This window comes from Stenotrophomonas sp. 3diitr2024, from assembly GCF_042136455.1.
Lineage (GTDB): Bacteria > Pseudomonadota > Gammaproteobacteria > Xanthomonadales > Xanthomonadaceae > Stenotrophomonas > Stenotrophomonas sepilia.
Window position 1 is genome coordinate 1 of sequence record NZ_JBHHMJ010000064.1, and the last position, 18,151, is coordinate 18,151.

Consider the following 18,151-nt stretch of genomic DNA (forward strand, 5'->3'; position numbering starts at 1 on the left):
GGGGGCGTGAGCGCCATGGATGGCGCGATCGAGGCTACATCGACGTACTTGCGCCGTCCCCCGCAACCTGAGCCACCCCGCCTCCCCTCAGGAAGCCAGCCTTTGACGTTGCTGTTGAAGCTGCCGGCCAGCGGCCGGCACTACCGCGGGTGCAGGGCGCAGCCCTGCAAACAAACCCCACCCTCAGTAGCGGGGCCGGCCTTCTTCCAGCACCTGGCGCAGGAACGGCACGGTGATCCGCCGCTTCGCCGCCAGCGATTCGCGGTCCAGCCAGTCCAGCAGGGTGATCAATCCACCCAGCTCACGGCCGGTGTGCGACAGCAGCCATTCGATGGCCGCTTCATCGATGGCCAGGCCACGTCGCAGTGCACGCTCGCGCAGCACCGCAGCACGACCTTCCTCATCCAGCGGCTGCAGCAGCACGCGCACGCACTGGCCCAGGCGCGAACGCAGGTCCGGCAGCACCAGGCCCAGCTCGCCCGGCGCCTTCTGCGCCGTGTACAGCACGGTCACACCTGCAGCGCGCGCGCGGTTGTGGAAATCAAACAGCGCGATCTCGTCCTCGCGATTGCCGGCAACCTCGTCCAGCCCGTCCAGCGCCACCAGTTCGCGTGCGTCCAGCCCATCCAGCGCTGCACGAACGCGGCCGGCGGCGCTGGCCAGTGGCACGTACGTCGGCAGGCGCCCGGCCTGCTCGGCGCTGGAGCACATCGCCAGCGCCTGGTGGGTCTTGCCGGTTCCCGCCGCACCTTCCAGGTAGACCCAGTCGTGGCTGGCACCAACCGCGATCGCGCGCAGCTGCGCCAGCGCGCCGTCCGGCGCGCCGATGAAGGTCTCCAGGCGCTGGTCCCGCGGGTAATGCAGGGCCAGCGGCAGTTGCGGCACACCCATCACTTCAGGTCGGGGCCCTTGTCGTTCGGAACGATGATATGGGGGGCGTCCACTACGCCATCAAGCACGATCGCCGGCTTCTCGCCCACGTACAGCTCGCTCTGGCGGTAGCGCTGATGCGCATAGCGCAGCAGCACGTTGGTCACCGCCGCCACCGGCAGCGCCAGCAGCATGCCGAGGAAGCCGAACAGCTGGCCGCCGGCCATCACCGCAAAGATCACTGCCACCGGGTGCAGGCCGATCTTGTCGCCGACGATACGCGGGGTCAGCACGTAGCTTTCCAGCAGCTGGCCCACGGTGAACACCACGCCCACCAGGATCAGCAGCTTCAGGTCGAAGCCCTGCGCCTGCACCAGTGCCGCGATCACCGCCATCAGCACGCCAGTGGTCGCGCCCAGGTATGGGATGAAGCTGATGAGGCCGGCAATCAGGCCGATCAGCAGGCCCAGCTTGAGGCCGACCAGCGACAGGCCGCCGGCATAGATCACGCCCAGCGCCAGCATCACCAGGAACTGTCCGCGGATGAACGCCCCCAGCACCTCGTTGGACTCGCGCGCCAACGCGCTGATGGTGCCGATGTGGTTGCGCGGAATCACCGACGCCACCCGCTCGACCAGCTTGTCCCAGTCGCGCAGGAAGTAGAACGCCAGGATCGGCAGCAGCAGGATGTTGACCACCCAGGTCACCATCGCAAAGCCCGAACGCGAGACGTAGCCCATGAAGGTGGTGGCGAAGCCGCCGGCCTGCTGCCAGTGGCTGCGCACCCATTCGATCAGGCGGTCCGGATCCAGCCACTGCATCACTTCCAGGCCGGTCTTCTGCTCGAACCAGGGGATCCCCTTCTCCATCAGCCACGCCTGTGCCTGCGGCGCGACCGCAATCAGGGTGGTGATCTGGCGCTCGATCATCGGCACCAGTACCAGCAGCAGCGCCACGATCACCAGCACCATCGCAGCGAACACCAGCACCACGCCGGTCATGCGCGAACGGCCGGTGGCCTCGATGCGGTCCACCAGCGGATCGCCCAGCCACGCCAGCGCCAGCGCCAGCACGAACGGGGTCAGGATCGGTGCCAGCAGCCACACCACCCAGCCGACCAGGCCGGCGAACAGGATGTACTTCAGGCGGCGCAGGAACTGCGCGATTTCGGCTTCCGGGGTCAGGGTCATCGCAAGCGGTACTCGTTGCTGACCGGCGCGGCCACCGGGGCACCGGTGGTGTCATCGATCGGGGTCGGCAGGGCCGGCAGCGTCGCGCTGGGCACCAGCACGCCATTGTCGCCCAGCATGCGGTTGAAGCCGGCCAGGCCGGTGGTCATCTCCAGGCTCAGCTCCAGCTGGCCGGCCGAAGCGTGCAGCGGGGTGACGTTGCGCACCACCGGCACCTCGCGCAGGCCGGCGGCAAGGCGCAGGTAGTCGTCGGCACTGTTGATGCCGGTGACCACCACGCGGTAGGTCCCGGCCTGACCGACGGCGGCACCCGCCTTGGCATAGCGCTTGACCAGCGCGTCGGCGGCGCCATCGGCACCGGCGGCCATCGCACGCATGGCGTTGGCGTCCTTGCTGGTCCACTTGTTCAGCTCGCGGCCGTTGTCGACGAACACCCAGTCCGCCTGCCAGCCGCCGTTGGCGCGGTAGAGCTTGCCGATCAGCTGCATCGGCGGCGAGTAGCGCGACGAGGCGCGGGCCACGGCGGCACTGTCCTGGCGCCAGATGGCACCGGCCAGCGCCTGTTCGGCGGCACCGCCGCTGGGCAGGCCCAGCTTGTAACCCCGCTCGATGGCGCGGTTCAGCAGCGGGCGGGCGGCGTTGGCCTGCTGCACGCTGACCAGGCGCGGGCCACTGCCGTCGTCGACGGCCAACCACACCACCGGTTTCGGCCGCGGCTGCGGCCACAGCGGCAGGCCCAGCGCCGAGACCAGCGAGTCGACGTCATCCTCGCGGAAGCGGGCCACCAGCAGGGTCCTGAAGCTCGGCGCGCCGCTGGCGCCCACGCTCTGGTCCTGCTTGTAGTCGTAGCTGGCCACGTAGTCCTTGGCGTTGCGCAGCGCCTGCACCACGCCGGGGCGGGACATCACGTTGCGGTCGCCGGACAGTTTGCCCAGCACCACGCTCAGGGCACGGGCCAGGGCGCCGTTGCGATCGGTTTCGGCCTGGCTGTTGACGGGCACTTCGGCCTCGTACGCACCCGAGGCGGTGGCAACATCTCCCTCGGTGCGCAGGCCGCTCTGGGCCATCGTGGCCACCGGCAGGCTCAGTGCAAGGAGCAGGGTCAGAATCAGGCTGCGGCGCATCAGGACATCCATTGGCTCGACGAATCCGGGGGAATTGTTGCCCGAATACGGCCTTTGCGCCAATGCGGCCTGTTAAAATCGCCCGTTCAACCCCTGCCAGCGCCGACGCCCGTGACCAACACCCCGTCTTCCGCCCCCTCCCCCCTCACCTACCGTGACGCGGGTGTCGACATCGACGCCGGCAACGCGCTGGTCGAGCGGATCAAGCCCCTGGTCAAGCGCAGCTTCCGCCCGGAAGTGATGGGCGGTCTGGGCGGCTTCGGCGCCCTGTTCGACCTGTCCAACAAGTACCGCGAGCCGGTGCTGGTGTCGGGTACCGACGGCGTGGGCACCAAGCTGAAGCTGGCCCATCAGCTGAACCGCCACGATACGATCGGCATCGACCTGGTCGCGATGTGCGTGAACGACGTGCTGGTACAGGGCGCCGAGCCGCTGTTCTTCCTGGACTACTTCGCCACCGGCAAGCTGGACGTCGATACCGCCGCGGCGGTGGTGGGCGGCATCGCCAACGGCTGCACCGAGGCCGGCTGCGCGCTGATCGGCGGTGAAACCGCTGAAATGCCCGACATGTACGCCCCGGGCGAGTACGATCTGGCCGGCTTCACGGTGGCTGCGGTCGAGAAGAGCGAGCTGAAGGACGGCGCCAGCGTGGCCGCCGGCGACGTGCTGATCGGCATCGCCTCGTCCGGCCCGCATTCCAACGGCTACTCGCTGGTGCGCCGCATCTACGACCGCGCCGGCCGCCCGGCCGATCTGGAACTGGAAGGTGGCGTGAAGCTGGTCGACGCGCTGATGGCACCGACCCGCCTGTACGTGAAGCCGATCCTGTCGCTGCTGAAGTCGCACGGCGATGCCATCCACGGCATGGCCCACATCACCGGTGGCGGCCTGACCGAGAACATCATCCGCGTGGTGCCCGATGGCCTCGGCCTGGACATCCAGGCCTCGTCCTGGACCCTGCCGCCAGTGTTCCAGTGGCTGCAGAAAGAAGGCGCGGTCGCCGACAGCGAGATGTGGCGCACCTTCAACTGCGGCATCGGCTTCGTGCTGATCGTGGCAGCGGAGCAGGTCGCTGCCGTGTCCGAGGCGGTCCAAGCCCAGGGCCTGGACCACTGGACCATCGGCCAGGTGGTCACCGCCGAAGGCGCCGAACGCGTCCGCATCGGCTGAACCCGACCCCGAGGAGCCCGCATGGACGCAACGCCCCCCCTGGCACCCACCCCGGTACCGCCGCCGTTGGCGGCCGTGCCGGTCTTCAGCAGGCAGGACGCCGACCACCTACGCGCGCTGTCCATCGCGCACTATGTGTTCGGTGGCCTGATCGCGCTGCTCTCGCTGTTTTTCATTCTGTACATCGTGCTCGGCATCAGTGCGCTGAGCGGCCATCTGCCGATGAACTCCGGGGGCCAGCCCTCGTCGCCGGCCGAACAGCGCCTGTTCGGCTGGGTGTTCACGGTGCTGGGGACCGTGTTCGTCGCCGGTGGCCTGGGCATGGCCGCATTCGTCATCCAGGCCGGACGCTGCCTGGCCCAGCGTCGTCGCCACCTGCTGTGCCTGATCGTGGCCGGCCTGCTCTGCCTGTGCGCGCCGCTGGGCACCGTTCTGGGGGTATTCACCCTGGTTACGCTGCTGCGCCCGCAGGTCAAGGCCGCCTTCGATGCAAGGGGTGCAACGACATGACGACACCCGGCGCACCACCGCCGCTACCACAGCAGACCCTGGCGCAACTGCAGCTGGCCAGCCACCTGCAGACGCTGAAGGTGCTGTTCTACGCGCTGGCGGTTTTCCACTGGATGGCCGCGCTGGCGTTCCTCGGTTTCATCGGCCTGGTCGCCAGCTCGCGCGGGCTGGGCGATGGCGCGGTACTGGCCACGGTCTACGGGGTCATTTCGCTGTTGGCGGCCGCGCTTGGCGTCGTGCAGCTGCACACCGCGCGCCTGCTGTCGCGCCGCACCGGGCTGGCCTGGTGCCAGCGCGCGGCCTGGCTGGCGGTACTGGCTGGCCCGCTGGGCATGGCCCTGACCGCCTATGCCTGGGTGTTCCTGTCCAAGCCTGACATGGCCGCACTGTTCGACCGCGGCGACCATCTCAGCGTCTGAGCTTGCCGGCAGACGCCCCCCTTCCCTGATCGACTCCCCATGTCCGCGCCTGCCCTCCCGACGACCGCCTCGCCTGCCGCTTCCCGTTTCACGGGCCCCAAGAAGCTGGCCTTCGCCGCCGTGCTGGCGGTATTCGCGATCAGCTGGATCCACCCGCTGTGGCCCATCGAGCAGGCCCTGCACAGCACCCTGACCGTGATCGGGCTGGCCGCACTGCTATGGGTCGACCGCCGGGGTGGCTGGCTGGGCAACGGTGCCTTCATCGCGATCTGCGGCTTCATTGCACTGCACTGCGTGGCTGCGCGCTGGCTGTACTCGAACGTGCCCTACGACGCATGGGCGCAGGCGCTGACCGGCTGGTCGCCGAATGCGGCGTTTGGCTGGCAGCGTAATCATTTCGACCGGCTTATCCACTTCCTGTTCGGCGTCTGCTTCACGCCTGCGCTGCTGCAGCTGGCACGCCATGCCTGGCCGGCGCTGCGCCGCGGCCAGGCTTTCACCCTGGCGGTGATGGCAGTGATGTGCGCCAGCCTGGTCTACGAGTGGTTCGAGTGGGCCATCGCGCTGGCCCTGTCGCCGGACGCCGCCGAGGCCTACAACGGGCAGCAGGGCGACATGTGGGACGCCCATGCCGACATGCTGCTGGCGACCGTGGGCAGCCTGCTGAGCTGGCCGTTGATCCGCCGGAGTGCCGCGCAATGACCGCGCCCACCCGCATCGCGGTGCTCGCCTCTGGGCGCGGCAGCAACCTGCAGGCCATCCTCGATGCCATCGCGGCCGGGCGCCTGCCCGCCGAGGTCGTCGGCGTGTTCTCCGACCGCCCGGCCGCCGCCGCGCTGCAACGGGTCGGCGCCAGCCTGCGCTGGGCACATGCGCCGAAGGAATTCGACGACCGCGCCGCCTACGAGCAGGCCTTGGGCGATGCACTGGCCGCGGCCGCGCCGGACTGGATCGTCTGCGCCGGCTACATGCGCATTCTCGGCGCCGCCTTCGTGCAGCGCTTCAATGGCCGCCTGGTCAACATCCACCCCTCCCTGCTGCCACTGCACAAAGGGCTGGATACGCATGCGCGGGCGCTGCACGCCGGCGATGCCGAGCACGGGGCCAGCGTGCATCTGGTCGTTCCCGAACTGGATGCCGGCGCCGTGCTGGCCCAGGGGCGGGTGCCGGTGATGCCCGGCGATGACGCCGACAGCCTGGCCGCGCGCGTGCTGGCGGTGGAGCACCCCCTGCTGATCGCCACCCTCCAACTGCTGTGCGCCGGCCGCCTGACTGAACGGGAGGGGCAGCCGCACCTGGACGGTCACCCCCTGTTTAGCCCACTGGCCCTAGATTCCGCCGGGAACCTGAACCGGTAGCGCCCACGCACACGCCCCGCTGACTGCGGGGCTGGCATCCTGCTCCCCTCCTGCAGCTCCTGTCCTCCATGAAGACCACGACCCTGCTGTCCACTTCATTGCTGCTGTCGCTTGTCGTGCTTCCCGGCGTGGGTTGGGGCCAGGTGCAAGCGCCTGCGGCCCCTGCGCAGCCGGCGCCTGCAGTCCAACCGCCTGCGGAACCGGCCGTGCCGATGCCGCCGGCGCTGGCCTGGGAGCCGCCGCCGCTGCAGCCGTTCACCGCGACCTACCAGGCCTTCTACAAAGGCAAGGAGGCCGGCGACGCCAGCATGCAGGTCACCCACACCGGCGGCAACCAGTGGCGGGTGGACATGCAGGTGGTCGGCCGCCGCGGCTTTGCCAGCGTGCTGGGCCTGAACATCGAACAGAGCACGGTGTTCGAAGAGCGCAGCGGCGTCTATGCGCCGCTCAGCCAGAGCACGGTGCGCAAGGGCCTGTTCCTGGGCAAGAAGGCGGTCGGCACGTACAACTGGCAGGCCGGCACCGCGCAGTGGAGCGGCGACGTCAAGAAGGAACGTGCGCAACCGATCCCGCTGCAGCCGGGCGACCAGAGCGCGCTGCTGATCAATCTGGCGATCATGCGTGATGCCCGCCCGGGCGCCACCATGCATTACCGCTACGTGGACATGGGCAAGGTCCGCCAGCACGACTACCAGGCCGCGCCGCAGACCGAGAACGTCGAGGTCGGCGACCTGTCCTACAACGCGCTGCGGGTCTACCGGACCAACGGCGGCAACAACGAAACCATCCTCTGGATCGCCAACGGTGTCCCCACCCCGGTGCGCATCCTGCAACGCGAAGACGGCGAAGACCGCGTCGATCTGCGCCTGATCGAATACCAAGGAGTCTGAGCATGAGCACCCTGACCCGCCCCCTCACCTGGATCGCTGCAGCCGCACTGTCGGTGGCCAGCCTGCCGGCCATGGCCCTGCAGCCATTCAAGGCCGATTACCTGGCCAGCTACATGGGCATGCAGGCCAATGGCAGCATGACGCTGAGCAGCGAGGGAGCCAACAAGTGGCGCTACACGCTGCAGGTGAAGAACCAGCTGGCCGACCTGAGCCAGAGCACCGTGTTCGAAGAGGTGCGCGGCCAGCTGCGCCCGCTCAGCAGCCAGGACCGTTCGGCACTGCTGGTGAAGAAGCGCAATGTGCAGGCCAACTACAACTGGACCAGCAACCAGGCCACCTGGACCGGCGACATCAAGCCGGACCGTGCGGGCCCCATCGCGTTGAAGACGGGCGACATGGACGCGCTGCTGATCAATCTGGCGATCGCCCGCGACCTGGCCGCCGGCAAGCCGCTGACCTATCGCATGGTCGACGAAGGCCGCATCAAGAACATGACCTACCGCGTGATCGGCAAGGAATCGATCACCGTGGGCGGCAAGAGCTACGAGGCCACCAAGGTCTCGCGTGCCGACGGCAACAAGGAGCTGATCGCCTGGATCGTGCCGGAATTCCCGGTGCCGGCGCGCATGCTGCAGCGTGAGAGCGGCCGCGATGCGCTGGACCTGACCATCAAGGCGATGAACTGAGCGCCCGGGGTCGGATCCCTTCCCAACGGGAAGGGCTCTGACCCCGACAGCGACCCGGCGCCTTCATCCACGCATGGCGTGGATCTACCGTAAAAAAACGCCCGCTTTCGCGGGCGTTGTTCTTACTTCTTTTGCTCGGCCGCGGCCGGCTTGAACTCGGTGCGGCAGTCCACGCGGATCTGATCGCCGGTGCTGCGCCAGACGAAGGTGCGGCAATGGCGGTTACCGTCCTGGCTGTCGTTCACCGCGACCGCGTAGAACGATTCGATGATCTCGTCACGCGAGACCGTGCCGTCGCCATTCCAGTCCATGTCCTTCTGCTCGATGCCCTGGGTGATGGCGATGTTGGCGTACCAGGCATAGCCCAGCCACGCCAGCACGATCAGCACCAGGGCCAGCAGCGCCTTGCGGCGCGGGCTGAACTTGCCGCGCAGGATCATGGCACGCGCCGGATGGTGGCGCCGAGCGAAGACAGCTTCTCTTCGATGTTCTCGTAGCCACGATCAAGGTGGTAGATGCGGTCGATGGTGGTCTCGCCGCTGGCCATCAGGCCGGCCAGGATCAGCGAGGCCGAGGCACGCAGGTCGGTGGCCATCACCGGCGCACCGCTCAGGGTCTCGCTGCCACGCACGATGGCGGTGTGGCCTTCGACCTGGATGTCCGCGCCCAGGCGCAGCAGTTCGTTGACGTGCATGAAACGGTTCTCGAAGATCGTTTCGTTGATCACGCCGACGCCGTCGGCCACGCAGTTGAGCGCCATGAACTGCGCCTGCATGTCGGTCGGGAATGCGGGGTACGGCGCGGTGGTCAGGTTGACCGCCTTCGGCCGCTTGCCCTGCATGTCCAGGGTGATGGTGTCTTCGGTGGTCTCGATCTTCGCACCGGCCTCGACCAGCTTGGACAGCACCGCGTCCATGGTGTTCGGGCGCGCACGGTTGACCGTGACCTTGCCGCCGGTCATCGCCGCAGCGACCAGGAAGGTACCGGTTTCGATGCGGTCGGGCAGCACTTCGTGGCGGCCGCCGGACAGGCGCTCTACGCCTTCAATGACCAGGCGGGCAGTGCCCAGGCCTTCGATCTTCGCGCCCAGCGCGATCAGGCAATGCGCCAGATCGGTCACTTCCGGTTCCATCGCGCAGTTGTCGAGGATGGTGGTGCCTTCGGCCAGCACCGCGCCCATCAGCACGTTCTCGGTGCCGGTGACGCTGACCATGTCGAAGGTGAAATGGCCGCCCTTCAGCCGCTTGGCAGTGGCCTTGATGAAGCCGTTCTCGACCACGATCTCGGCACCCAGCGCCTGCAGGCCCTTGATGTGCTGGTCGACCGGACGCGAACCGATCGCGCAGCCGCCGGGCAGCGACACTTCGGCCGCGCCGAAGCGGGCCAGCAGCGGGCCCAGCACCAGGATCGAGGCGCGCATGGTCTTGACCAGCTCGTACGGCGCAACGTGCTGGTTGACCGAACGCGGGTCGACCACGATCGCACTGCCACGCGACAGCGTGCCCTGGTCGATGGTGACCTTGGCACCCAGTTCGCCCAGCAGCTTGACCGTGGTGACCACGTCGTGCAGGTGCGGCACGTTGGTGATCTCCACCGGCTCATCGGCCAGCAGGGTCGCGCAGAGGATGGGGAGGACGGCGTTCTTGGCGCCGGAGATGCTCACTTCACCGTGCAGCGCAGCGCCGCCGGTCACAACGATCTTGGCCATGTATTCGGGATCTTCTGCGGTTCAGCCGGCTTCGGCCGGGGTCACGGTTTTCAGCGCCAGCGCGTGGATCGCGCCGCCCATCAGGTCGCCCAGCGTGGCATAGACCATGCGGTGGCGGGCCAGCGGCATCTTGCCGGCGAACGCCTCGCAGACCACGGTCGCTTCGAAATGCACGCCATCATCGCCCTGCACGTCGGCGCGGGCGCCAGGCAGGCCGGTTTCGATCAGATTGCGGATGGTGTCGGCGTCCAACGGGCTTTCCTAATAAAATGTGCCTCCATTCTACTTCCGCTGCGTGGCGTCCGCATGGCCGAATCCCTGTTGCCCCCCCGTTCCGTCGACCCTGCCGGCCTGGTCGCCAGTGGCCGCCGCGTGTTCGAGATCGAGCGGCAGGCGCTGGATGCCGTCGCCGACCGCCTTGGCGAGGCCTTCCAGCAGGCCTGCGAGGCGATCCTGGCCAGCCGCGGCCGGGTGGTCGCCACCGGCATGGGCAAATCCGGCCACATTGCCCGCAAGATCGCCGCCACCCTAGCCTCCACCGGCACACCGGCGTTCTACGTGCATCCCGGCGAAGCCGGCCACGGCGACCTGGGCATGATCACCGAAGCCGACGTGGTACTGGCCCTGTCCTATTCGGGCGAGTCCGATGAGGTGCTGATGCTGCTGCCTGTGCTGAAGCGCCAGGGCAACGTGCTGATTTCCATGACCGGCCGCCCGCAGTCGAGCCTGGCCACCGCCGCCGACATCCACCTGGATGTAAGCGTGCCGGCCGAGGCCTGCCCGCTGGCGCTGGCGCCGACCTCCAGCACCACCGCCTCGCTGGCGATGGGCGATGCGCTGGCCGTAGCCCTGCTTGACGCACGCGGCTTCACCGCCGACGACTTCGCCCGCTCGCACCCGGCCGGCAGCCTCGGCCGTCGCCTGCTGCTGCACATCACCGATGTCATGCATACCGGCGAGGACCTGCCCAGCGTGGGCGCCGATGCCAGCCTCAGCGAGGCGCTGGTGGAAATGAGCCGCAAGCGGCTCGGCATGACCGCCGTGGTCGACGCCGATGGCGTGCTGATCGGCCTGTTCACCGACGGCGACCTGCGCCGGGCGCTGGACAGCGCGCTGGACGTGCGCACCGCGAAGATCGCCGATGTGATGACCCGCAACCCGCGCACCATCGGTGCCGACCAGCTGGCCGTAGAGGCCGCGCGGCAGATGGAGACCCAGAAAATCAACGGCCTGATCGTGGTCGATGGCCAGGGCCGTGCGGTCGGCGCCCTGAACATTCATGACCTGTTGCGGGCCCGGGTGGTTTAACCGACAGTCCGTAGACCCCATTCAGTCTGTAATGCCCCACCCGCCCCCACCGAGCCTGATCGCCTGATGCCCTGGTCCCCGCTGCCCGCGTTCCCCGCCCACCTGCATGCCGCTGCGGCCCGCGTCCGCCTGGCCTGCTTCGACGTGGACGGTACCCTCACCGACGGTCGGCTGTACTACGACAAGGACGGCAACGAGAGCAAGGCGTACTTCGTGCAGGACGGTCTGGGCCTGAAACTGCTGCAGCAGCACGGCATCCACCCCGTGCTGATCACCGCGCGCAACAGCCAGTCCGCGCTCAAGCGCGGCGCCGACCTCGGCATCGACACCCAGATCGCCGTGGGCGACAAGCTGGCCAGCGTGCAGACGCTGTGCGCACAGCATGGCATCGGCCTGGAGCAGGTGGCCTTCATGGGCGACGACCTGCCGGACCTGGCGCCGCTGGGCGCGGTCGGCCTGGCGGTGGCGCCAGCCAACGCCCACCCGTGGATCGCCGAGCGCGTGCACTGGCAGACCCGCGCCGATGGCGGACGTGGCGCCGCCCGTGAACTGTGCGACATCCTGCTGGCCGCCCAGGGCCATGTGGACGCGGTGCTGGCGAGGTTCGGCGCATGAACCTGCCCACCCTGAACTGGCGCACCGTGCTCGGCATCGGCCTGCTGCTGGCGGCCCTGCTCAGCAGCTGGGCCGCCCTGCGCAACCGCGACAAGGGCCCGGCCACTGCCGGCCAGGACGCCGGCGTGGACTACATCCTGCACGACTTCCAGATCGTCGCGCTGGATGAGCAGGGCAAGGAATCGACCACCCTGCGCGCACCGCGGCTGGAACGCCAGCGTGGCGACCAGACCATCAACATCGCCACCCCACTGTTCGAGATGCCGGACAAGGATGGCAAGCACTGGACCCTGCGCGCCGAGACCGGCTGGCTCAGCGCCAAGGGCGACGAAATGAAGCTGCGTGGCAATGTCGCTGGCGACAGCCCGGCCGATCCGGGCGTGGTGCCGACCACGTTCCGCACCGACCACCTGGACGTGTTCCCGAAGGAGAACCGTGCCCGCACCGATGCGCGGGTCACCATGACCCGCCCCGGCATGGAACAGTCCGGCGTTGGCTTCGAGGTGGATTCCAAGAACAACACGTATCATTTCCTCAGCCAGTCCAAGGGCCGCTACACGCCCCGACGCTGATTCCGCCGCCCTCCTGCGACGTCCCCGGACCGGCGCAAGGACGGCAGCCCCCCCACCCGCCGCCGGTTTTCCGGACGGCCCCACCGGTAGAACGGACCCCGATGAAGATTCCCTTTGCAGCCGTACTCGCGCTCGGTCTCCTTGTTCCCAGCGCTGCCTTTGCCAAGTCCACCGACCGCAACGAGAACATGAACATCGAATCCGGCGCCCAGTCGGGCGTGCTGACCGGCGACGGCAAGACCGTGCTGTCGCAGGGGGTGACCGTCACCCAGGGCACGCTGGACCTCCGCTCGTCCGAAGCCGAGATCTACCTGAAGGATGGCGAAGCCGTGCGTGCGGTGTTCACCGGCAAGCAGGCCACGATGAAGCAGCAGCTCGACGATGGCACCTGGATGGACGCGGTGGCCGATCGCATCGACTACGACATCAAGACCGAGATCATCACCCTGACCGGCAACTACAAGGTCACCAGCGCGCGCGGCACCAATGCCGGCCAGCGCATGGTCTACAACACCCGCACCGGGGAGATGAACTCCGGTGGTGATGGCAGCCGTGTGCGCACCGTCATTCCGCCGAAGAACAAGAACGCGGCAGCACAGCCGGCCGCCGCACCCAAGGCAGCGGCTCCGGCCAGCACGCCGGCCAAGCCGGCGGGGAGCAAGAAGTAATGCTCGTCGCCAAGGGCCTGCGCAAGCGCTACAAGCAGCGCGAAGTCGTCAAGGACTTCGGGCTGACCCTCGACGCCGGTGAAGTGGTCGGTTTGCTCGGCCCCAACGGTGCCGGCAAGACCACCTGTTTCTACATGATCGTCGGCCTGGTCGCTGCGGATGCAGGCAGCATCGTGCTCGACGGCAAGGACATCACCAGCGACCCGATGTACACCCGTGCCAAGCAGGGCGTGGGCTACCTGCCGCAGGAGCCGTCGGTGTTCCGCAAGCTGACCGTGGCCGACAACCTCCGCCTGGTGCTTGAACTGCGCGAAGACCTGGATTCGGCCGGCCGCGAACGCGAATTGAACAGCCTGCTCGACGAGCTGCAGCTGGGCCATGTCGCCGACCAGCTCGGTGCCAGCCTGTCCGGTGGCGAACGTCGTCGCTGCGAGATCGCCCGCGCACTGGCCGCGCAGCCGCGCCTGATCCTGCTCGACGAACCGTTTGCCGGTGTCGACCCGATCTCGGTGGGCGAAATCCAGCGCATCGTCACCCATCTCAAGCAGCGTGGCATCGGCGTGCTGATCACCGACCACAACGTGCGCGAGACCTTGGGAATCTGCGACCGCGCGTATATCCTCGCCGAGGGCACCGTGCTGGCCCAGGGCTCGCCGGAGGCGATCCTGGACAACGCTGACGTACGTCGCGTCTACCTTGGGGATTCCTTCAAGCTGTGACCGCAGGTGCTGGGTCCCTTTCCTTCCGTTCGGCACAGGCATGAAGACTCGGCTGCAGACATCGTTGGGACAGCAGCTGGTGCTCACCCCCCAGCTGCAGCAGGCGATCAAGCTGCTGCAGATGTCCACGACCGAGCTGGAGCTTGAAATCGCCCAGGCCGTGGAAAGCAATCCGCTGCTGGACTGGGCCGACAGCAACGACAGCAGTGCCGCCAATGAAGGCGGCGACAACACGGACGCCGACACGCCGGCCGAACGCGCCGACAATGGCGACGACTGGGCACCGGCCGAGCTCGACTGGAGCGCTGCCGGCAGTGGCGGCAGCTTCGACGATGACGACGACAACGGCAGCGCTGCCGAGCGCGTAGCCGAAACCGAAACACTGGCCGACCATCTGCTGTGGCAGCTGCATCTGTCGCATCTGTCCTCGCGTGATCGCAGCATCGGCGCGGCACTGATCGATGCATTGGACGACGACGGGTACCTGCGCGAGCCGCTGGCCACCATCGCTGAAACCCTGTTGCCGGCGATCCACGCCGACGAGGACGAGATCCTCGCCGTGCTGCATCGCATCCAGCGCTTCGATCCGGTGGGTGTGGCTGCACGCACGCTGGGCGAATGCCTGCTGCTGCAGCTGGATGTGCTGGCCGGCGACACGCCCGGCCTGATCCTGGCGCGGCAGATTGCCGCAGGCCCCTTGGAACGGTTGCCGCGCAGCGGCGTCGCCGGGCTTGCCCATGAGTTGAAGCAGCCGCTAGACGAGGTCGAGACTGCCGTGGCGCTGCTGCGCTCGCTGGACCCGCGCCCGGGCACGCAGATCGCACCGCTTTCGCAGGATACCTACGTGGTGCCCGACGTGGTGGTGTGGCGGCAGAACGGCATCTGGCGCGCGGCGCTGGCCGCCCATGCCGGGCCAAAGGTGGTGATCCACCGTGGCTACGAACAGCTGATCCGCCGCTGTGGCGAGGCCGACGCCGGCTACCTGCGTGGCCAGTTGCAGGAGGCGCGCTGGCTGCTGAAGGGCCTGCAGCAGCGCGGTGAAACCCTGCTGCGGGTGGTGCGCAGCCTGATCCACCAGCAGGCCGGTTTCCTCGAGTTCGGCGAACAGGCGCTGCGTCCGCTGACCCTGCGCGAGATCGCCGCCGAACTGGGCCTGCACGAGTCGACGGTGTCGCGCGCGATCGCCCGCAAGCATGTGCGCACGCCGCGCGGCACGCTGCCGCTGCGTGCCTTCTTTGCCTCGGGCATCGATACCGAAGGCGGTGGCGAGGCGTCCAGCACCGCCATCCAGGCGATGATCCGGCGCCTGATCGACGACGAAAACCCGCGCAAGCCGCTTTCTGACGCCAAGCTGGCTGACCTGCTCAAATCGTCGGGAATTCCAGTAGCGCGACGCACCGTGGCGAAGTATCGTGAAGCCATGAACATCTCCGCCTCGCACGAAAGGGTCAGAATCGCTTGACGCGCCGCCGCGCCCGGCGGAGAGGTTCATTGGCACATCCGAACACAGGAGAAACCCGATGCGCATCGAAACGTTTGGCAAAGACGTCGAAGTCACCCCGGCCCTGCAGTCCTATGTGGAGGAGAAGCTGGCCCGGATCGGAAAACACTTCGACCAGCACTGCGAAGCGCGGGTGACCCTCAAGCTGCAGAAGACCGAACACCACGTCGACGCCAGCCTCAACATCCCGGGGCAGACCCTGCACGCCGAGGCCGGCGGCCAGACCATGTATGCCGCGATCGACCTGCTTGCGGACAAGCTTGACCGCCTGGTCATCAAGCACAAGGAGAAAAAACAGCAGCACGCACCGCTGCCGGTGGGTGACAATGGTGGCTGATCGCCACCGTTCCCCGCAGACATGCCCCTGACTGACCTCCTGGCGGCCGTGCAGACCCAGCTCTGCGCGGCCACCGACCGCGACAGCGTCCTGCAGGCCGCCGCCGGGTTGCTGGCCTGCCGCCAGGCCAATGCCGAACAGATCTATCTGAACCTGTGCCAGCGCGAAGCCCTGGGCAGCACCGCGATCGGCCACGGTATCGCCATCCCCCACGGCCGCGCACCGACCCTGGACCGCCCCCGTGGCGCGCTGCTGCGCCTGGCGACCCCGGTCGACTTCGGCGGCGATGAGCCGGTGGACCTGGTGTTCGCGATGGCCGTCCCGGCCCACTACACCCACCAGCACCTGATGCTGCTGTCCGAGCTGGCCGAGCTGTTTTCCGCGCCGGATATCCGCCAGGCCCTGCGTGAAGCCGGCGATGCCCGGGCCCTGCGCGAGGCGCTGGACATGCCCCCACCTGCGAGCGCCGCATGAATACCAGCATCACCGCCCGTGAACTGTTCGAACAGCAGCGCGAGCGGCTGGGGCTGCGCTGGGCCGCAGGCAAATCCGGTGAGAAGCGCGAGCTGGAGGCCGGCAATACGGTCTCGCGGCGTCCCTCGCTGGCCGGCTACCTCAACGCCATCTATCCCAACAAGGTGCAGATCCTGGGCACCGAGGAACTGTCCTGGCTGGATGCGCTGGAACCGCGCCAGCGCTGGGAGACCATCGAAAAGATCATGCAGTCGCACCCGCTTGCGCTGGTGCTGACCCGCAACCAGGCCTGCCCCGAAGACCTGCGCGCCGCCGCCGATGAATCCGGCACGCCGCTGTGGTTGTCGCCCAAGCGCGGCCACGAACTGCTGAACCACCTGTCCTACCACCTGGCGCGCACGCTCGCGCCGAGGGTGATCCTGCACGGCGTGTTCATGGAGATCTATTCCATTGGCGTGCTGATCACCGGTGAGGCCGGGTCGGGCAAGAGCGAGCTGGCACTGGAACTGCTCAGCCGTGGTCACCGCCTGGTCGCCGACGACGCCCCCGAGTTCACCCAGATCGCCCCGGACGTGCTCGACGGCACCTGCCCCGAACTGCTGCAGGACCTGCTGGAAGTGCGCGGCCTGGGCGTGCTGAACGTGCGCGAGATGTTCGGCGACACGGCTGTAAAGAAGAACAAGTACCTTCGGCTGATCGTCCACCTGACCAAGCCGATGACCGAACCCACCCCGCATGGCTACGAGCGCCTGACCGGCGACTCGGGCACCCGCCATGTGCTGGATCTGGACGTTCCGCTGATCACCCTGCCGGTGATGCCCGGCCGCAACCTGGCCGTGCTGACCGAAGCCGCCACCCGCCTGCACATCCTGCGCACCAAGGGCATTGACCCGGCGGCCATGTTCATCGCCCGCCACAGCAACCTGCTGGAACGGCGAACACCCTGATCCTCCTGCCCCTCGAAGAGCCTGTCCATGAGCACCGCAATCCCCACCGCCCCGACCCTGATCATCGTCAGCGGCCTGTCCGGCTCGGGTAAATCCGTCGCCCTGAAGACCTTCGAGGACCAGGACTACTACTGCTCGGACAACCTGCCGATCCACCTGCTGCCGGACTTCGTGCGCAGCCTGCTGGCCAACCATGACGGCAGCGCACCGCGTCGCCTGGCCGTAGGCATCGATGTCCGCGGCCAAGCCGACCTGAGCCAGCTGGGCGACTGGCGGCAGCTGGCCACCGACGCCGGCGTGGAAGTGAAGGTACTGTTCTTCGAGGCCAGCGACGAAACGGTGCTCAAGCGCTACGCCGACACCCGTCGTCGCCATCCGCTGAGCCAGCTGGGCCTGTCGCTGCCCGAAGCGATCGCCCGCGAGCGCGAGCTGACCGCACCGTTGCGCCGCGAGGCCGATGCGGTGATCGATACCAGCACCCTCAACGTGCACCAGCTTCGGCGGCGGATCATCACCGAGTTCGCGATGGACCATGCCACTGGCCTGTCGCTGCTGTTCGAATCATTCGCCTACAAGCGCGGCGTACCGGCCGAGGCGGACTTCGTGTTCGATGCGCGGGTGCTGCCCAATCCACACTGGGACCCGGACCTGCGCGCGCTGAGCGGCCGCGAACCCGGCGTGCGCGACTACCTGGAAGCGCAGCCGGACGTGCAGCGCTACCTGGCCCAGCTGATGGATTTCCTCGATACGTGGCTGCCGAAACTGGGGGATGGCACCCGCAGCTACGTGACCGTGGCGTTCGGCTGCACCGGCGGCAAGCACCGCTCGGTGTTCCTGGCCGAGCGCATGGCCCGGCACGCCCGCGAGATGGGCTGGCAGGACGTGGCCACCTACCACCGCGAACAGGATTGAGGGTGGTCGGCCGGGCTGCGCCCGGCACCCACCGGTAGTGCCGGCCGCTGGCCGGCAACAGCAACAGCAACAGCAACAGCAAAAGCGGCATTCCGTGGGATGGCGGGGCGGTGTGGGTAGGCAGGACACGCCGTGAACCCGTCCATGGGGGCTCGATGGCGCCATCCATGGCG

23 protein-coding genes are annotated in these 18,151 nt (G+C 68.0%); 17 read left to right on the forward strand and 6 right to left on the reverse strand.

Going from position 1 to position 18,151, the window contains the following annotated elements; all coding sequences use genetic code 11:
• Window positions 1–183 precede the first annotated feature (183 nt).
• From hda to ABGA94_RS01280, 3 genes are read right to left on the reverse strand one after another with little or no spacing between them, the layout of a single operon-like run.
• Window positions 184–891: a DnaA regulatory inactivator Hda gene (hda, locus tag ABGA94_RS01270; RefSeq protein ID WP_053500213.1), complete on the reverse strand. Its 708-nt coding sequence runs from the start codon at window positions 889–891 to the stop codon at window positions 184–186.
• Window positions 891–2,060 carry an AI-2E family transporter gene (locus ABGA94_RS01275; RefSeq protein ID WP_053500214.1) on the reverse strand — a complete coding sequence of 390 codons (1,170 nt, stop codon included), beginning with the start codon at window positions 2,058–2,060 and terminating at the stop codon, window positions 891–893. The genes hda and ABGA94_RS01275 overlap by 1 nt, the downstream gene beginning before the upstream one ends.
• A complete protein-coding gene (locus ABGA94_RS01280; protein WP_065185832.1) occupies window positions 2,057–3,196 on the reverse strand; it encodes a DUF2066 domain-containing protein in 1,140 nt (379 codons plus the stop codon). Before ABGA94_RS01280 ends, ABGA94_RS01275 begins: the two co-directional genes overlap by 4 nt.
• 99 nt (window positions 3,197–3,295) lie before the next feature.
• On the opposite strand from ABGA94_RS01280, the gene purM reads away from it, so the two are divergent.
• The 7 genes from purM to ABGA94_RS01315 all read left to right on the forward strand — a co-directional run bounded on the left by purM (window position 3,296) and on the right by ABGA94_RS01315 (window position 8,217).
• On the forward strand, window positions 3,296–4,354 hold the full coding sequence (gene purM, locus ABGA94_RS01285; RefSeq protein ID WP_053500215.1) for a phosphoribosylformylglycinamidine cyclo-ligase: 1,059 nt from the start codon (window positions 3,296–3,298) through the stop codon (window positions 4,352–4,354).
• Window positions 4,355–4,375: 21 nt separating this feature from the next.
• On the forward strand, window positions 4,376–4,864 hold the full coding sequence (locus ABGA94_RS01290) for a hypothetical protein (protein WP_005415570.1): 489 nt from the start codon (window positions 4,376–4,378) through the stop codon (window positions 4,862–4,864).
• On the forward strand, window positions 4,861–5,283 hold the full coding sequence (locus ABGA94_RS01295; RefSeq protein WP_111190420.1) for a hypothetical protein: 423 nt from the start codon (window positions 4,861–4,863) through the stop codon (window positions 5,281–5,283). Before ABGA94_RS01290 ends, ABGA94_RS01295 begins: the two co-directional genes overlap by 4 nt.
• A 39-nt stretch (window positions 5,284–5,322) precedes the next feature.
• The gene (locus ABGA94_RS01300; protein WP_375366161.1) at window positions 5,323–5,985 is read left to right on the forward strand and encodes a DUF2238 domain-containing protein; all 663 of its coding nucleotides are present in this window, start codon (window positions 5,323–5,325) and stop codon (window positions 5,983–5,985) included.
• Window positions 5,982–6,641, forward strand: a complete 660-nt coding sequence (gene purN, locus ABGA94_RS01305; protein WP_375366163.1) for a phosphoribosylglycinamide formyltransferase — start codon at window positions 5,982–5,984, stop codon at window positions 6,639–6,641. The genes ABGA94_RS01300 and purN overlap by 4 nt, the downstream gene beginning before the upstream one ends.
• A gap of 68 nt (window positions 6,642–6,709) precedes the next feature.
• Complete coding sequence (locus ABGA94_RS01310) at window positions 6,710–7,531, forward strand: DUF3108 domain-containing protein (protein WP_005415566.1); 822 nt, start codon at window positions 6,710–6,712, stop codon at window positions 7,529–7,531.
• Between the two features lie 2 nt (window positions 7,532–7,533).
• Window positions 7,534–8,217, forward strand: a complete 684-nt coding sequence (locus tag ABGA94_RS01315) for a DUF3108 domain-containing protein (protein WP_005415565.1) — start codon at window positions 7,534–7,536, stop codon at window positions 8,215–8,217.
• A gap of 122 nt (window positions 8,218–8,339) precedes the next feature.
• Here the strand turns inward: ABGA94_RS01315 and ABGA94_RS01320 are convergent, their stop codons facing one another.
• Genes ABGA94_RS01320 through ABGA94_RS01330 form a run of 3 tightly spaced genes read right to left on the reverse strand, consistent with a single transcriptional unit; the run spans window position 8,340 to window position 10,177 of the window.
• On the reverse strand, window positions 8,340–8,657 hold the full coding sequence (locus ABGA94_RS01320; protein WP_005415564.1) for a hypothetical protein: 318 nt from the start codon (window positions 8,655–8,657) through the stop codon (window positions 8,340–8,342).
• Window positions 8,654–9,925, reverse strand: a complete 1,272-nt coding sequence (gene murA / locus ABGA94_RS01325; protein WP_005415563.1) for a UDP-N-acetylglucosamine 1-carboxyvinyltransferase — start codon at window positions 9,923–9,925, stop codon at window positions 8,654–8,656. Before murA ends, ABGA94_RS01320 begins: the two co-directional genes overlap by 4 nt.
• Window positions 9,926–9,946: 21 nt before the next feature.
• Complete coding sequence (locus tag ABGA94_RS01330) at window positions 9,947–10,177, reverse strand: BolA family protein (protein WP_005408396.1); 231 nt, start codon at window positions 10,175–10,177, stop codon at window positions 9,947–9,949.
• Between the two features lie 54 nt (window positions 10,178–10,231).
• Between ABGA94_RS01330 and ABGA94_RS01335 the strand changes: the two genes are divergently transcribed.
• The 10 genes from ABGA94_RS01335 to rapZ all read left to right on the forward strand — a co-directional run bounded on the left by ABGA94_RS01335 (window position 10,232) and on the right by rapZ (window position 17,978).
• Window positions 10,232–11,233 carry a KpsF/GutQ family sugar-phosphate isomerase gene (locus tag ABGA94_RS01335; RefSeq protein WP_005415562.1) on the forward strand — a complete coding sequence of 334 codons (1,002 nt, stop codon included), beginning with the start codon at window positions 10,232–10,234 and terminating at the stop codon, window positions 11,231–11,233.
• A gap of 66 nt (window positions 11,234–11,299) precedes the next feature.
• On the forward strand, window positions 11,300–11,848 hold the full coding sequence (locus tag ABGA94_RS01340; RefSeq protein WP_065177942.1) for an HAD family hydrolase: 549 nt from the start codon (window positions 11,300–11,302) through the stop codon (window positions 11,846–11,848).
• Window positions 11,845–12,420: an LPS export ABC transporter periplasmic protein LptC gene (gene lptC / locus ABGA94_RS01345; RefSeq protein WP_005415560.1), complete on the forward strand. Its 576-nt coding sequence runs from the start codon at window positions 11,845–11,847 to the stop codon at window positions 12,418–12,420. Before ABGA94_RS01340 ends, lptC begins: the two co-directional genes overlap by 4 nt.
• A gap of 101 nt (window positions 12,421–12,521) precedes the next feature.
• Entirely contained in the window at window positions 12,522–13,088 is a 567-nt protein-coding gene (lptA, locus tag ABGA94_RS01350) for a lipopolysaccharide transport periplasmic protein LptA (RefSeq protein ID WP_005415559.1), read from the forward strand.
• Window positions 13,088–13,807: an LPS export ABC transporter ATP-binding protein gene (gene lptB, locus ABGA94_RS01355; RefSeq protein WP_005415558.1), complete on the forward strand. Its 720-nt coding sequence runs from the start codon at window positions 13,088–13,090 to the stop codon at window positions 13,805–13,807. The genes lptA and lptB overlap by 1 nt, the downstream gene beginning before the upstream one ends.
• A gap of 40 nt (window positions 13,808–13,847) precedes the next feature.
• Entirely contained in the window at window positions 13,848–15,269 is a 1,422-nt protein-coding gene (locus ABGA94_RS01360; RefSeq protein WP_005415557.1) for an RNA polymerase factor sigma-54, read from the forward strand.
• A gap of 58 nt (window positions 15,270–15,327) precedes the next feature.
• On the forward strand, window positions 15,328–15,645 hold the full coding sequence (gene hpf / locus ABGA94_RS01365; RefSeq protein WP_005415556.1) for a ribosome hibernation-promoting factor, HPF/YfiA family: 318 nt from the start codon (window positions 15,328–15,330) through the stop codon (window positions 15,643–15,645).
• Window positions 15,646–15,666: 21 nt separating this feature from the next.
• A complete protein-coding gene (locus ABGA94_RS01370; protein ID WP_069138991.1) occupies window positions 15,667–16,119 on the forward strand; it encodes a PTS sugar transporter subunit IIA in 453 nt (150 codons plus the stop codon).
• Window positions 16,116–17,066 (forward strand): HPr(Ser) kinase/phosphatase, encoded by a 951-nt coding sequence (gene hprK, locus ABGA94_RS01375; RefSeq protein WP_005408388.1) that lies wholly within the window; start codon window positions 16,116–16,118, stop codon window positions 17,064–17,066. The genes ABGA94_RS01370 and hprK overlap by 4 nt, the downstream gene beginning before the upstream one ends.
• Window positions 17,067–17,093: 27 nt before the next feature.
• On the forward strand, window positions 17,094–17,978 hold the full coding sequence (rapZ, locus tag ABGA94_RS01380) for an RNase adapter RapZ (RefSeq protein WP_005415554.1): 885 nt from the start codon (window positions 17,094–17,096) through the stop codon (window positions 17,976–17,978).
• Window positions 17,979–18,151: the final 173 nt, after the last annotated feature.

What these genes read in the sequence shown, in the direction of transcription:
- hda (WP_053500213.1), bottom strand. Translation starts at nt 891, where the DNA reads ATGGGTGTGCCGCAACTGCCGCTGGCCCTGCATTACCCGCGGGACCAG.
- ABGA94_RS01275 (WP_053500214.1), bottom strand. Translation starts at nt 2,060, where the DNA reads ATGACCCTGACCCCGGAAGCCGAAATCGCGCAGTTCCTGCGCCGCCTG.
- ABGA94_RS01280 (WP_065185832.1), bottom strand. Translation starts at nt 3,196, where the DNA reads ATGGATGTCCTGATGCGCCGCAGCCTGATTCTGACCCTGCTCCTTGCA.
- ABGA94_RS01290 (WP_005415570.1), top strand. Translation starts at nt 4,376, where the DNA reads ATGGACGCAACGCCCCCCCTGGCACCCACCCCGGTACCGCCGCCGTTG.
- ABGA94_RS01295 (WP_111190420.1), top strand. Translation starts at nt 4,861, where the DNA reads ATGACGACACCCGGCGCACCACCGCCGCTACCACAGCAGACCCTGGCG.
- ABGA94_RS01300 (WP_375366161.1), top strand. Translation starts at nt 5,323, where the DNA reads ATGTCCGCGCCTGCCCTCCCGACGACCGCCTCGCCTGCCGCTTCCCGT.
- purN (WP_375366163.1), top strand. Translation starts at nt 5,982, where the DNA reads ATGACCGCGCCCACCCGCATCGCGGTGCTCGCCTCTGGGCGCGGCAGC.
- ABGA94_RS01310 (WP_005415566.1), top strand. Translation starts at nt 6,710, where the DNA reads ATGAAGACCACGACCCTGCTGTCCACTTCATTGCTGCTGTCGCTTGTC.
- ABGA94_RS01315 (WP_005415565.1), top strand. Translation starts at nt 7,534, where the DNA reads ATGAGCACCCTGACCCGCCCCCTCACCTGGATCGCTGCAGCCGCACTG.
- ABGA94_RS01320 (WP_005415564.1), bottom strand. Translation starts at nt 8,657, where the DNA reads ATGATCCTGCGCGGCAAGTTCAGCCCGCGCCGCAAGGCGCTGCTGGCC.
- murA (WP_005415563.1), bottom strand. Translation starts at nt 9,925, where the DNA reads ATGGCCAAGATCGTTGTGACCGGCGGCGCTGCGCTGCACGGTGAAGTG.
- ABGA94_RS01335 (WP_005415562.1), top strand. Translation starts at nt 10,232, where the DNA reads ATGGCCGAATCCCTGTTGCCCCCCCGTTCCGTCGACCCTGCCGGCCTG.
- ABGA94_RS01340 (WP_065177942.1), top strand. Translation starts at nt 11,300, where the DNA reads ATGCCCTGGTCCCCGCTGCCCGCGTTCCCCGCCCACCTGCATGCCGCT.
- lptC (WP_005415560.1), top strand. Translation starts at nt 11,845, where the DNA reads ATGAACCTGCCCACCCTGAACTGGCGCACCGTGCTCGGCATCGGCCTG.
- lptA (WP_005415559.1), top strand. Translation starts at nt 12,522, where the DNA reads ATGAAGATTCCCTTTGCAGCCGTACTCGCGCTCGGTCTCCTTGTTCCC.
- lptB (WP_005415558.1), top strand. Translation starts at nt 13,088, where the DNA reads ATGCTCGTCGCCAAGGGCCTGCGCAAGCGCTACAAGCAGCGCGAAGTC.
- ABGA94_RS01360 (WP_005415557.1), top strand. Translation starts at nt 13,848, where the DNA reads ATGAAGACTCGGCTGCAGACATCGTTGGGACAGCAGCTGGTGCTCACC.
- hpf (WP_005415556.1), top strand. Translation starts at nt 15,328, where the DNA reads ATGCGCATCGAAACGTTTGGCAAAGACGTCGAAGTCACCCCGGCCCTG.
- ABGA94_RS01370 (WP_069138991.1), top strand. Translation starts at nt 15,667, where the DNA reads ATGCCCCTGACTGACCTCCTGGCGGCCGTGCAGACCCAGCTCTGCGCG.
- hprK (WP_005408388.1), top strand. Translation starts at nt 16,116, where the DNA reads ATGAATACCAGCATCACCGCCCGTGAACTGTTCGAACAGCAGCGCGAG.
- rapZ (WP_005415554.1), top strand. Translation starts at nt 17,094, where the DNA reads ATGAGCACCGCAATCCCCACCGCCCCGACCCTGATCATCGTCAGCGGC.